This is a genomic window from Paraburkholderia sp. CNPSo 3281, from assembly GCF_024206515.1.
GTDB lineage: Bacteria > Pseudomonadota > Gammaproteobacteria > Burkholderiales > Burkholderiaceae > Paraburkholderia > Paraburkholderia nodosa.
In genome coordinates this window covers 140,468-152,729 of sequence record NZ_JAMBPS010000009.1, presented here as the reverse complement: position 1 = coordinate 152,729, position 12,262 = coordinate 140,468, and the positions used below count along the sequence as shown (strand labels likewise).

The 12,262-nt window shown below is 62.5% G+C and carries 14 protein-coding genes; 7 read left to right on the top strand and 7 right to left on the bottom strand.

Annotation, left to right across the window (positions count from 1 at the left end; genetic code table 11):
• Entirely contained in the window at positions 1–1,413 is a 1,413-nt protein-coding gene (locus tag M3I56_RS13060) for an MFS transporter (RefSeq protein ID WP_254354286.1), read from the bottom strand.
• Positions 1,414–1,446: 33 nt separating this feature from the next.
• Positions 1,447–3,231, bottom strand: a complete 1,785-nt coding sequence (locus tag M3I56_RS13055; RefSeq protein WP_254354285.1) for a gamma-glutamyltransferase family protein — start codon at positions 3,229–3,231, stop codon at positions 1,447–1,449.
• A gap of 135 nt (positions 3,232–3,366) precedes the next feature.
• Between M3I56_RS13055 and M3I56_RS13050 the strand changes: the two genes are divergently transcribed.
• A complete protein-coding gene (locus tag M3I56_RS13050) occupies positions 3,367–4,107 on the top strand; it encodes a FadR/GntR family transcriptional regulator (RefSeq protein WP_254354284.1) in 741 nt (246 codons plus the stop codon).
• Positions 4,108–4,134: 27 nt separating this feature from the next.
• Here the strand turns inward: M3I56_RS13050 and M3I56_RS13045 are convergent, their stop codons facing one another.
• Together M3I56_RS13045 and M3I56_RS13040 are read right to left on the bottom strand one after the other, a co-directional pair.
• Positions 4,135–4,659, bottom strand: a complete 525-nt coding sequence (locus M3I56_RS13045) for a heme-binding protein (protein ID WP_254354283.1) — start codon at positions 4,657–4,659, stop codon at positions 4,135–4,137.
• Positions 4,660–4,757: 98 nt separating this feature from the next.
• Complete coding sequence (locus M3I56_RS13040) at positions 4,758–5,954, bottom strand: NnrS family protein (protein ID WP_254354282.1); 1,197 nt, start codon at positions 5,952–5,954, stop codon at positions 4,758–4,760.
• On the opposite strand from M3I56_RS13040, the gene M3I56_RS13035 reads away from it, so the two are divergent.
• The 4 genes from M3I56_RS13035 to M3I56_RS13020 all read left to right on the top strand — a co-directional run bounded on the left by M3I56_RS13035 (position 5,953) and on the right by M3I56_RS13020 (position 8,683).
• Positions 5,953–6,114, top strand: coding sequence for a hypothetical protein (locus M3I56_RS13035; protein WP_254354281.1), 162 nt, complete (start codon positions 5,953–5,955; stop codon positions 6,112–6,114). The two genes, M3I56_RS13040 and M3I56_RS13035, sit on opposite strands and share 2 nt — an antisense overlap.
• A 344-nt stretch (positions 6,115–6,458) precedes the next feature.
• A complete protein-coding gene (locus M3I56_RS13030) occupies positions 6,459–6,782 on the top strand; it encodes a hypothetical protein (RefSeq protein ID WP_254354280.1) in 324 nt (107 codons plus the stop codon).
• Between the two features lie 323 nt (positions 6,783–7,105).
• A complete protein-coding gene (locus tag M3I56_RS13025) occupies positions 7,106–7,543 on the top strand; it encodes a hypothetical protein (RefSeq protein WP_254354279.1) in 438 nt (145 codons plus the stop codon).
• Between the two features lie 153 nt (positions 7,544–7,696).
• Positions 7,697–8,683, top strand: coding sequence for an aldo/keto reductase (locus tag M3I56_RS13020; RefSeq protein WP_254354278.1), 987 nt, complete (start codon positions 7,697–7,699; stop codon positions 8,681–8,683).
• On the opposite strand, the gene M3I56_RS13015 is transcribed toward M3I56_RS13020, so the two are convergent.
• The 3 genes from M3I56_RS13015 to M3I56_RS13005 form a co-directional block, all read right to left on the bottom strand.
• On the bottom strand, positions 8,680–9,729 hold the full coding sequence (locus tag M3I56_RS13015; RefSeq protein ID WP_254354277.1) for an acetylserotonin O-methyltransferase: 1,050 nt from the start codon (positions 9,727–9,729) through the stop codon (positions 8,680–8,682). The genes M3I56_RS13020 and M3I56_RS13015 overlap by 4 nt on opposite strands.
• Before the next feature lie 51 nt (positions 9,730–9,780).
• Positions 9,781–10,095, bottom strand: coding sequence for a DJ-1/PfpI family protein (locus M3I56_RS13010; RefSeq protein ID WP_302056822.1), 315 nt, complete (start codon positions 10,093–10,095; stop codon positions 9,781–9,783).
• Positions 10,096–10,200: 105 nt separating this feature from the next.
• The gene (locus M3I56_RS13005; RefSeq protein WP_254354318.1) at positions 10,201–10,749 is read right to left on the bottom strand and encodes a carboxymuconolactone decarboxylase family protein; all 549 of its coding nucleotides are present in this window, start codon (positions 10,747–10,749) and stop codon (positions 10,201–10,203) included.
• A 166-nt stretch (positions 10,750–10,915) separates the two neighbouring features.
• Here M3I56_RS13005 and M3I56_RS13000 point away from each other — a divergent pair, with 166 nt between their 5' ends.
• Both M3I56_RS13000 and M3I56_RS12995 read left to right on the top strand, forming a co-directional pair.
• Entirely contained in the window at positions 10,916–11,677 is a 762-nt protein-coding gene (locus M3I56_RS13000) for a hypothetical protein (protein ID WP_254354276.1), read from the top strand.
• A 259-nt stretch (positions 11,678–11,936) separates the two neighbouring features.
• Positions 11,937–12,248: a DUF2282 domain-containing protein gene (locus M3I56_RS12995; protein WP_254354275.1), complete on the top strand. Its 312-nt coding sequence runs from the start codon at positions 11,937–11,939 to the stop codon at positions 12,246–12,248.
• The last annotated feature ends 14 nt before the right edge of the window (positions 12,249–12,262 follow it).

The window sequence follows — 12,262 nt, the reverse complement described above, 5'->3', positions numbered from 1 at the left end:
TCAGCCGCGCAGCCCGTCGCGCGCGAGCGGCTTGTGCGCATCGAAGTCCGCCTGCGCGCCGCTCGCCTCGATGTCTTCGAGCGAGCGATTGCGGGTTTCGATGCCGAGGAAGAACACGACGCAAGCGCCCGCCAGCAGCACGGCGGTCGTCATGGCGAACACGCCGAGAAAGCCGAACGCGGGATACACGAGACCGACCAGAATAGGCGCGCTCACCGAGCCGATGCGACCGAACGAAGACGAAGATCCCGTACCGGTCGTGCGTACCGCTGTCGGGAAGACCTCCGGCGTATAGGCATAGACGCCCGCAAACGCGCCATTCATGAAAAACGAGAGGCACACGCCCGCCACCGTGATCTGCAGGCCCGTATGCGAGAAAGCCAGCGCAATCGCGGCGAGCCCGCCAAGCGTCATGTAAGAGGCCACGACGCCCTTGCGCCCAATCCGCTCATTGAGCCAGGCTGCCGAGAAATAGCCGGGAATCTGCGCACCGTAGATGGCAATCGAATAGCCGAAGCTCTTCGTGAGCGTCAGGCCTTCCTTGACGAGCAGGCTCGGAATCCACGAGAAGAACGAGTAGTACGCGAAGGCCACGGAGAACCACATCAGCCAGCTCACCGCCGTCGTGCCCACGAGCCGGCGTGAAAACAGCGTCAGCACGTTCTGCAGCGCACTGCCGCTGCCCTGCGCCGCGGCGGGAATCGCGCCCACCGAGCCCAGCGGCGCCAGCGCAATGCCCTCCTGCTCGTAGCGCGACTCGATCGCCCGCACAATGCTGTCGGCTTCGGCGGAGCGTCCGCGGCTTTCGAGCCAGCGCGGCGACTCGGGCAGCGTCCTGCGCCACCAGAGCAGCATCACCACCGGCAGCGAAGTCAGCACCGCGAGATAGCGCCAGCCGTCTGCGAAATTGCGCACGACGGTATAGCCAAGAATCGATGAACCTAGATATCCGAACGACATGAAGCCGACGAGCGCGCCGCAGAACATGCCGCGATAGCGCCGCGGCACAAATTCCGCGAGGAACGGCGCGATGACGACCGTTTCCGCACCCGAACCGAAGCCCGCGAGCATGCGCAGCGCGAAAAACGTGTGCCAGTCGTGCGCCGTGGCGCTCGCCATGGACGCCGCGCAATAGATGGCCAGCGCGCTCATCATGATGCGGCGGCGACCCATCACGTCGGCCAGCACGCCCGAGAGAAATGCGCCGAAAAAGTAGCCGATATACGTGCTGCTGGCGACGAGTCCCGTTTCGGCGCTCGTCAAATGCCACAGCTTGCTCACGACCGGCAGCAAGAAGGCGAGCGACGACGAGTCCAGCCCGTCGAACATATAACCGAGACCGCCGATCAGCAGCAGTTTGCGATGGAAGCCCGCGAGCGGCAGTCTTTCGAGTCGGGCAGCGACGGTGGACATGGTGGGTCGGTTCCGGTTGAGCGTGGCGCGCGTTCAGCGGCCGATCGCATAAGCCTGCATCTGGCGCGGCGTGGCCGCGCCGCGCATGAGCCCGTTGCGCATGCCCACCGCGCACACCCGCCCGAGCCCCCACGGCTCGGCCACGGTGAGATCGTGGCCGCGCGCGCGCAATTCGGCGAGCGTGGCTTCGGGAAAGCGCGACTCGGCCGACATCTTGCCGAGCTGCATCGAGCGCGGATAAAACGAGCCGGGGAAATGCGCGGTCTGGAACGAGGGTGCGTCCACCGCGGCCTGCAGGTTCATGCCCGCATGCACGTGCCGCAGGAACAGTTGCATCGACCATTGATCCTGCTGGTCGCCGCCCGGCGTGCCGAACGCCGCATAGGGCTTGCCCTCGCGCGTGACGAGCGTGGGCGAGAGTGTCGTGCGTGGACGCCGGCCCGACCCGAGCGACGAAGGCAAGCCCTCTTCCATCCAGAACATCTGCGCGCGCGTGGTGACGTTGAAGCCGAGCCCGGGCACCGCGGGCGACGCCTGCAGCCACCCGCCCGACGGCGTGGCCGACACCATGTTGCCCCAGCGATCGACCACGTCGAGATGAACGGTATCGCCGCGCAATTCGGGCAGCGGCGCGAAGGTCGGTTCGCCCTGCCCGAAGCCGCCCGGCTGCTGCCGCCCCGCGTTGGCGAGAATGCGCGCCGCGCGCGCTTCGCTGTCGAGCAGCGGCCCGGGGCGGAATTCGAACGAGGCCTTGTGCGGATCGACAAGACGGCGGCGCGCGTCGTTGTATGCGTCGCTCAGCAGCGTTTCCATCGGCACGTCGGCAAAGCGCGGGTCGCCATAGAACACGTCGCGGTCGGCAAACGCGAGCTTCGACGTTTCGATGACCGTGTGCACGAAATCCGCACCGAACGGATCCATCGCGCCCAGATCGAAGCCCTTGAGCAGCGCGAGTTGTTGCAGGAACATCGGCCCCTGGCCCCACGGTCCTGTCTTGTGCACACGCAGGCCCGCGTAGTCGTATGAGAGCGCTTCCTCGTAGGTGGGCTCCCAGCGCGCGAGATCGTCCGCGTTGAGCAGGCCGCGATTGCGAAGCCCCGAGGTGTCGAGCACGTCGGTCGAGCGGAAATACTGGTCGATCGCGTCGGCCACGAAGCCGCGGTAGAACGCCGTGCGCGCGAGTTCGCACTGCTCGGCGCGGTCGCTTTTCGCGCTCGCCTCCCGCAGGATGCGGCGGTACGTGGCGGCAATGGCGGGATTGGCGAACAGCGCGTTCGGGGCGGGGGCGTCGCCGTTGCGCAGCCATTGCTCGGCGGAGGTCGTCCATTCGCTGAGGAAGAAGTCCTTGATCGCGAGAATCGACGCACACATGCGCGGCAGCACCGGGTAGCCGTTCTCTGCATAGCCGATCGCGTAGCTCAGCACGTCTTCGAGCGGCAGTTGCCCGTAGTCGCGCAGCATCGTCATCCAGGCGCCGAATGCGCCGGGCACCACGGCGGGCAGCAGGCCGGTTCCCGGCACGACTTCGAGCCCGAGCGAGCGCATGCGTTCGATCGTCATGGCCGCCGGCGTCACCCCCTGGCCGCACAGCACGCGCACGCGGTCTTCCCGCGCGCTGTAAAACACGACGGGCAACTCGCCACCGGGACCGTTGAGATGCGGCTCGACGATCTGCAGCACGAAACCGGCCGCCGCCGCCGCGTCGAACGCGTTGCCGCCCTTCTCGAGCACCGCCATCGCCGACGCGCTGGCGAGCCAATGCGTGGACGCCACCATCCCGAAGGTCCCGATCAGCTCCGGACGCGTTGTAAACGACATCTTCCACTCCCTGTGCGAAAGGTTCGACGGGCGGACGAATCATTTATGATTGGTTCCAAAACCTTTCACGATCAGCTTACGAAGGAAGATTTTTGGCCGCACCCGGTGTTAACCCCGAAATCTTGACCAAATCCTATGGTTTTCGTCCATTCTGGAGACCGTGCGGTTGCGTGTCACCGCACGGCTGCTAGAATTGAACCAATTGATATTGGTTCACACGACACCATGGAAAGGTCCGCGCTCGACCATCTGCTTGCCTACATCGCACAACACCGCTTGAAAGACGGCGACGCGTTGCCTAGCGAGCGCAAGCTCGCCGAGGACCTCGGCGTGAGCCGCCGCGAACTGCGCGCGGCGCTTGCCTCACTGGAGGCGTCGGGCCGGATCTGGCGCGGCGTGGGTCGCGGCACTTATCTGGGCGCGCGGCCGCTGAAGTTTGCGCCCACGCTGCGCGGCCTGCGCTCGCGTACGAGCCCGGCCGACATTGCGGAGATGCGCCTCATGTTCGAGCCGGCGTTAGCCGGTCTTGCCGCCGCCAAGGCCACGCCCGAGGATCTGACCGAACTGGAGAAGTGCGCAAAAAGAAACGCGTCGGCGAAAAACGATGAGGAGTGGCAACTATGGGACCAGCGCTTTCACCTGCTGATCGCCCAGGCCTCGCGCAATCCCGCGATCATCGCTCTGATGGAAGTGATCAATGGCATGCGGGTCAGGCCAACCCAGCGTGAAAAGACCACAGATCAGGCCACGCGCGATCATTTCGCGCAGCAGCACCAGTCCATCGTCGATGCGATTCTCGCCCGCGACGGCGAAACCGCCGCGCGTTGCATGCGCGAGCATCTGCTGAAGGTGCAGGGATACGGCTCGCCGCATTGACTGAGGAAGCTACGGCGCCTCGCGCGTTCACTTCACGGTGGAGGCCGCTGCCTTGCACGTTACGGCATCCTGATCGCCCGTGCCGCCGCTGCAGCCGATCGCACCGATCACCTTGCCGTCCTCGACCAGCGGAAAGCCGCCGGGTGAAGCGACGAGGCCCGGCACGAGCGTGGCAACGTAGGCATGACCGCTCTCGAACTGGTTATAGAAAACGCGGGTCTCGCGGCGAAAGCGCGCGGACGTGCGCGCCTTGTTCTGCGAAACCTCGACAGAGGCGTACTGCGCGCCATCCATGCGCTCGAAGGCAACGAGATCGCCATGCGGATCGACCACGGCGATGTTCATTTTCCAGTCGTGCCTGCGCGCCTCGGCTTCAGCAAGCGCAAGCAGATGCTTCGCCGCATCGAGCCCGATAGGCGAACCGTAAGGAATGTCGTAAGGCATGCGCTCGGGCACAGCAGCCGCTGGCGGCATGGAAGCTGACGTTTGAGCCTGCACGGAGGTTACAAAGACGAGACAGGCCACGCCTGCGATCTGAACAGAGTGATGCATTGCACACCCTCCTTCATCGGCGGGCCCAAGGCGTCACGCGCGTCCAGCCCTCGCCAGTCAACATACTCGCGTGATCCGCCGTGTGCAAGGCCGATGGATCAGCCCTCCTTACCATCGACACGCGGTGCAATGAGCCATCCGGCGTAGCGATAGCAGTAGGCCGCGAACGCAACGACCCAGCACGCGCCTGACGCTTCGATCCAGAACGTGAGCCACTGCGGCGCGAGCCAGGGTCCCACCACGCGGATCAGCGCGGCGACCACGAGCAACACATAACAGGCGATATCGAAGCCGCCCGCCACCAGCTTGCGGCCCGTATGTCCGCGCGCCGTGCGTGTGATCATCGCCGTGATCGCGCAGCCGATAGCGCCCACCGTGAACGCGTGAATGGCGAGCGTGTGCGCGACGAACCCCAATGCGGCCAACGCGAGCAGCACGAAGCCGACGGGTATCCAGGCATAGGCGATGTGCAGAATAGTCAGGATCGGCCGGTTGCCGACTCGCCACCAACGCCAACCCCAGATCCGTGCGCCTTGTGCGCACGCCGCCGCGAGCGCGGCGATCGCGACGAGCACACCGGAGCCGAGTGCGGCGTCGAGCACGAACGCCAGTGCGCTGAGCGGCATCACCGCGCGCTCGACCGCATTCCAGCGCTGCGCCGTGTAGCCGGGCACGGCGTTGGCCGTGAACGACGGGATGATGCGTCCGCCAATGATCGTGATGAACAGCACCAGCATGCCCACGGCGAGATACGCGCTGTGCAGCGCCCAGTCCGCGCGGCCGGCCCGCATCGAAAGATGGAACGCCACGTTGAGCGCGGCGAGCATGCCGAGCGCGACCGGCAAGAAGATATTGTGGCTGTTCTTTGCGCCGATGAGCACGCGCAGCAGCACGAGCGCGCATGCGGGGAGAAAGAGGCTGTCGACCACGGCGGCGACGCCAGACGGTGCGTAGGCAACGGTGATGCGCCCCGCGAGCCACAGCAGCCATAGCGCAGCCAGCGACTTGCCCTGCGCCGGCGTGACCGATGTCCACGCGCGCACGGCGGTCAGCAAAAAACCCGCCACGATCGCTGCGCCGAAGCCGAATATCATCTCGTGCGCGTGCCAGAACATGCCCGGCAGGTACGAACTGAGGCCCGGCAACGGATGGCCGGCATACGCGGCCATCCAGGCCAGCAGCGCCGCGCCGCCAAAGAGCGCACCGCCAAGGTAGAAGGGCCGGAAGCCGAGCGCCCACAGCGCGAAACCACCGCGATCGGTGGGGGTGGGTTCTTCGATTCGAAAGACGGTCATGATTGCTCTCGCCAATACATTCATTTTCAATGCATCTTATATGGACTGGCTGAGAAATGCCGCTGGGAAGCTGAAAGGTGCGGAGCAAAAGAGATTGAAAAGTCAGCAAAAAAAACCCGAAAACCGGCGTGGAGCGTGGAAAACAGACATGAAAAACTGAAAGTGCGGTGTAATGTCGCCCCTTCATTTCTCAACGACAACCTAGGAAGTCCGGACGCCTGCGTGGGAATCGAGCAGATCAGCGGCTGCAATTTAAGCATGGGATTGCTGCGACAACGCCGCTTATCGCGGGGAAGACGAGCTGTCGTCGCCTGACTCCAACCCGGGGCCGCCACTATGGTCTACCCGCCCCCGTCGCGTCGCCTCATCTAGCCTGGTCGACACCCGCGCACCCCTGTCCGGCCCTGCCGATGCATCAGTGGGCATCCTTGACCGCCGCCATTGGGCAACTGTCGGCTGAACAAGTACTCGCTCGAAAATGGTTTGGCAATCGGAATAATTCAAATGCCCCACTCTCCCATCACGATCCTCATTTTTATGCAGGCACGCAGCCAGAACGGTTGGCTCGACCGTCCCGTCAGCGACGAACAGTTGCGCGCGCGTTACGAGCATCTGAAAGGCGGGCCAACCTCTGTGAACTGTTCACTCGCCCGCTTCGTGTTTCTGCGCACGTCAGCGGCAAAAGAGAAACTGAGACCTGCGCTCGCGCCAGGCAATGTCGAGAAAACGCTGAGCGCGCCCGGCGTCGTAATAGATGGGCGATTACTAGCTGGCCATGCAGCAGCGTGGCTGGTCGCTAGCAACACTTCGTCCACGCTGGCAGCATAGAACAATAGTGAAAAGAATTTCGAACTCACGACGTCAGGTCTTCGTGTGACATCGCAGTCGGGAGCTTGCTCATGAAAGTCCAAAGCGCGACACCATACCTGTCATTGCTTGCGAGGCACTCGTCCTATGCCGCACTATTGCTCGGCTGCCTGACAAATCCGTCCGCAGCGCAGGAGCCAGCAAGTAAGCCCGGCACACCCACAACTGACGCGCCGAGCTACAAGGTCGGTGATACGTGGACCTTTATATGGGGGCGAACCGACTCCAGGCCCGGGACCCCTCTTGTTATGACGGTAGTCGCGGTAACAGAGACGCAGACGACCATGTCGTCCTCGTGGAACGGCGCCCCCCCAAAGGAGAACCACTACGACAATCAGGGAAACCTGACGCGGGATGGCAACGGAACAACGTATGAACCAAGCAATGGAACCCTGAGTTTCCCAATGGCTGTGGGAAAGACCTGGGACTTTCATCATGTCCGGCGTTTCACGCTCGGAACCATTGACGTCAGTGGCCACGATGAGATCGTTGCATTCGAGCGGGTACAGGTACCCGCTGGATCATTTGACGCCTACAAGATCGTCAGCCATGGGGTGAACGCCAGGCAGCTTGATCGCTTGTACGATGCGCCGTTCACCGAAACCTACTGGTATGCGCCAAGCGTTAAAAAGGTCATCAAGTCGGATTACGTGTTGTATCTCGATCACCAGGCGCTGCTGACCCGTACTTCCGAATTGAGTGCTTTTTCACTTGCTCCATGACGTTACCTCGATGGCCCACCATCGCCCGCAGGACCAGCATCTGGTTCAGGTTGAACAAGCGTCGAAGAATCGTGCAAGCAATCGAGAGTATTGTGCTAACACGTCTTCGACGCGTGTGCCATTCTAGGTCGCTAGCCATCACAGGAGGGCAATATGCTGAATACGCGCAAGCTTGGACGTGAAGGACTCGTCGTTTCGGAGATTGGGTTGGGGTGCATGGGGATGTCCTACGCGTACGGCACGCCCGATGACGCAGAGTCGATCGCCACGATTCATCGGGCGATCGAACTGGCTTGCACATTCCTCGATACCGCTGAGATCTATGGTCCTTTCGCCAACGAAGAACTGCTCGGACGCGCGCTAAAAGGACGTCGTCACGCAGTGACGATCGCGACGAAATTCGGCTTCAGGTTCGACAACGGGGTACGCGGCCTCGACAGCCGCCCCGAGCATATCAAGGAGGTGATCGACGCGTCGCTGGTCCGATTGCAGACCGATCACATCGATCTGCTCTATCAGCACCGCGTGGATCCCGCCGTGCCGATCGAGGACGTGGCAGGCGCGGTCAAGGACGCGATCGCCGCAGGCAAGGTTCGCTATTTCGGCTTGTCGGAAGCGAGCGTCGATACCATCCGGCGCGCCCATGCCGTGCAACCCGTCTCGGCCGTGCAAAGCGAGTATTCGCTGTTCGAGCGCGGCGTCGAAGACAAGGTGTTGCCGGCCCTGCGCGAACTGGGTATCGGCTTTGTACCCTACAGTCCGCTTGGCCGGGGCTTCCTGACCGGCAACGCCAGGCGGGCGGAGGAGCTTCCCGCCGACGACTGGCGGGCAGCCAATGATCCGCGCCTACAGGGCAGCAACTTCGATACGAACGTCAAGCTCGCAGATTTCGTCAGGACCCTTGCCGACGAGAAGTCCGTGACACCGGGCCAGCTCGCGCTTGCCTGGCTGCTCAAGCAAGGTGACGATCTGGTGCCGATCCCCGGCACCAAACGACGCCAATACCTCGAGGAAAACGTGAACGCAGCTTCAGTTCGTCTGACGCCAGCGGATCTGGATCGCATCCGCGGTTTCCTGGCTGAGCACCAGACCGCGGGCACACGTTACCTGCCGCCCATGCTGTCGCATCTTGACCGCTAGCGGACGCCAATAAGCATCGAGTTTTGGCCGCCCAGCGGTTCGACTCTAATCTCCCGAAAGCCCGCCTCGGTCATCCATTCACGGCACTGCCCGGCGGTATAGTCGAAACCGCCGGGCGTCTCGATCAGCATGTTCAGACTCATCAGCAAGCCAAACGCATTGTGCCTGCGCCCGTCGTCGATCATCGCGTCGTAGACGATCAGACATCCGCCGGCGGGCAACGCCTGATAACTCCTCGCGAGCAGTTCGCGCTTCTGTTCGAGATTCCAGTCGTGGAGAATGTGTCCCATCACCATGACGTCGGCTGAAGGCATGGCGTCCTTGAAGAAGTCGCCCGGATGAAAGTGGATTCGCTCCTGCAGCGCGTTCGCCGCGATGTAATCGTTGAATACCGGAGCGACCGCGGGCAGATCGAACCCAATTCCCGCAAGATGCTCGTGTGCACGTGCGATCTCCGCCACCAGAGCACCCTGCGCGGTGCCGACGTCGACGACCGAGCGATAGTTCCGCCAGGGAAATTTTTGCGCAATCTCCTTTGCCAGATCCAGGCTGACACCCGTCATTGCGCCCAGAAACTCACGGAGCCCGCGTTCGTCACGATAGATTGCCTCGAACGGGTCACCGCCCTGCTTTGCTTCGTTCTGCGGCAGCCCCGTGCGCAGCGCTTCGGTCAGCGAACCCCAGAAGGGGTATAGGCGGTTGTTAGCCATGCCCAGCAATCCGGCGATACAACCCGGCTTGGTTCTGTCGAGAAATGCGCCGGCCTCAGCGGTATTGCGGTATAGGCCGTCGTCTCGATCCAGGACCCCCAGCGCAACCAGGGCATCGAGAAAATCGTATGCCGATCGCGGATGCAACTGCAGTTGCTCCAGCAGTTGTGTTGCTGTGCGCGGGCCTCTGCCCAGAACGGTGAACAGGTCGAGCTCGACCGCGGATAGCAGCGCCTTCGAGGCCCAGAAACCCATGGCCAACTGAAGCAGCTTTTGCGGAGAAGCGGCGGATGCATTCCCGGTTTCAGACGTCAAGGTGCTCGATTGCGTTTCCATTGTCTCGTTTCCTTTCGCAGAGTTACCAAGGTTCTCGATGGTTTTGCTTTGCTACGCGAATCTACTTTGCATCAATAGAACACCCTGCGGGCGAAGACTATTCCGCGCTTGTTGCAGTTCCTGGGCGACCGTCTCTCCCCGCAGCAGCGAGACCACGATCAAGGAGCCATCGATTCCCGACGTCACGCCACCCGCGCTGATCAGTTGCCCGTCGATCACCACCCGCTCGCCACTGGGAACCGCGCCATAGAGCGGGAGGACGTCCATTGCTGTCCAGTGCGTCGTGGCATGCTTGCCATGCAGCAGGCCAGCCGCACCGCAGAGCAGCGCGCCGGTACAGACCGAATAGAACGCGCAGAGGAACAGTCATACCCGTCTCCTTTGAGAATGCAGAACGTCAGGGGTGACCAGCGAGGAGGCGGACCGTCGACTGCCGCCCCCTCACTGGGTACATCAGCACATAGTGCGTGCTTAGGCCTGCCAGGCGTATTGCTGGAACATCTCCTCGAGCGGCGGGTTGGCGACGCTGCCGGTATAGTTCGTCATGGTCGACGCAGCAACAACCAGGATGACGTCCAGCACCAGAGCCGGGGCGAAACCGGCGGCGGTGAAGAACGCGACGTCCTGATCGTCGAGACGGCCACGCTTGTCGATCAACGTGCGTGCGAGACGCGAGAGCGCCGCGAGCTTCTGGTCGGCCGGCAGACGGCGGGCGCGAATGGCGTTCACATCGGCTTCGCTGAGCCCTTCCTTGAGTCCGAGGAAGGTGTGGAACGCGACGGCCCAGGTGCTGCCATTGGTGACGGCATTCGTGAGCAACAGGGTCTGAACCTGTGCCTCCGTAAAATTGCCGCCGTGGACCTGCTGAAACACGCCGGTCAGGCCGTTGATCAGTTTCGGCGAACCGGCAATTGCGCCTGCAATGTTGGGAACCATGCCGAACGCTTCAGCAAGACCTCGAAAGGCCGGTTTCGAACCTTCCGGTGCCGATTCGAGTGTATATACGGGGAAGTTAGCCATGATATTTCCTTGGGAGTTGGACGCATGCATCAAGGGGCGATGACACGACAAGCAAAGAGTAGTGATGCGCCGCAGCCTCGCCAATTACATGGCGTGTAATAGAAAACAGTCGTTCAGCATCCGGCGAAGACAACCGCGCCTGCACGCAAAAACGGAGAATCGAATAATGCACCATCTCGGCATTGCGGTCATTGTGTTTGCATGCGTGTTGAGTAGCGCCCTGCTCGGCCTGTATCTGCACACCATGCTGCCGGCGCACCATCTCAGCGACGAATCGGTCAGCGTCATTAAGCTGACGATTGGATTGATAGCCACCATGGCCGCATTGGTGCTCGGGCTGCTGATCTCGTCGGCGAAAAACTCATTCGATGCCGCGAACGCCGCGGTCGTACGCGACGCCACCGAGATCATTCTGCTCGATCGCACACTGGCCCAATATGGTCCAGACACGCAGGAGATCCGGGCCTTGCTGAAGCAGAGCGTCGCCACAGGCATCCAGAAGATCAGCTCCGGCGATCCGGGTCAGCTGGCAAGCATGCGTAGCCCCGAGGAACTTAAACGCGGGGAATATATTCAACGCCGGCTGGCGGAACTGTCGCCGAACAGCGAAACGCAACGCCGGCTGCAGGCGCGCGCCATCCAGATCGCGGGCGAAGTGCTGGCGATGCGCGAGCTTGCGCTGCTGCAGGCGGCAGGCTCGACCCCGATGCCGCTACTGCTAACGCTCGTGTTGTGGCTGTGCATCATCTTCGGCTCGTTTGGGCTGTTCACCTCACCCAACACGACGGTCGTCATCACGTTCTTTATGGGCGCGATATCCACCTCCATCGCCATTTTTCTGATCCTGGAAATGAATACGCCGCTCGGCGGAATCGTCGCCGTCTCCCTCGCGCCCGTGCATGAGGCGCTCTCCATACTTGGACAGTAGTCGTAGCGGTGCCGCGTAGAAGTTTTGCCGCCGCGAACGACATCGGGCGCTAGTTCGTTCGATTGGGCATTCCGGTTACAGCCGGAAGTGCTTCTTTTGCTCGAGAAAGCGCTTTGCAGCGCTTGCGAGCGTCCTGCCCGCTCTCCCTTCGAAGTGCCACGCAAAAAAAATCGATCGGTGTAACCGGCGTCCAGCCTCGCGCGAATTAGCTGGTGTATCCGCAATGGGTACCTCTCATCTCAATCACTGGAGAACGTCCATGTCCGCCAAGACCACTGTTAGTTCCGCTCTGCTCGCAGGTGCCGTTGCCAGCCTGCTGGCTTCAGTCGCTCATGCCGCGCCGCTCACGAAGGAAGAAATGAGTGCCGCCGTCGCCGCTCACAAGGAAAAGTGCTTCGGGGTCGCGCTGAAGGGGCAAAACGACTGCGCCGCCGGTCCCGGCACGACCTGTCAGGGTACGTCGACGATGGACTTCCAGGGCAACTCGTGGAAGTTCGTTCAGGGTGGCACCTGCGCGAGCATCGTCGTGCCGGGCGGTGGACACGGCTCGCTCACGCCGATCAAGTCCTGATCGCGAGCACGACG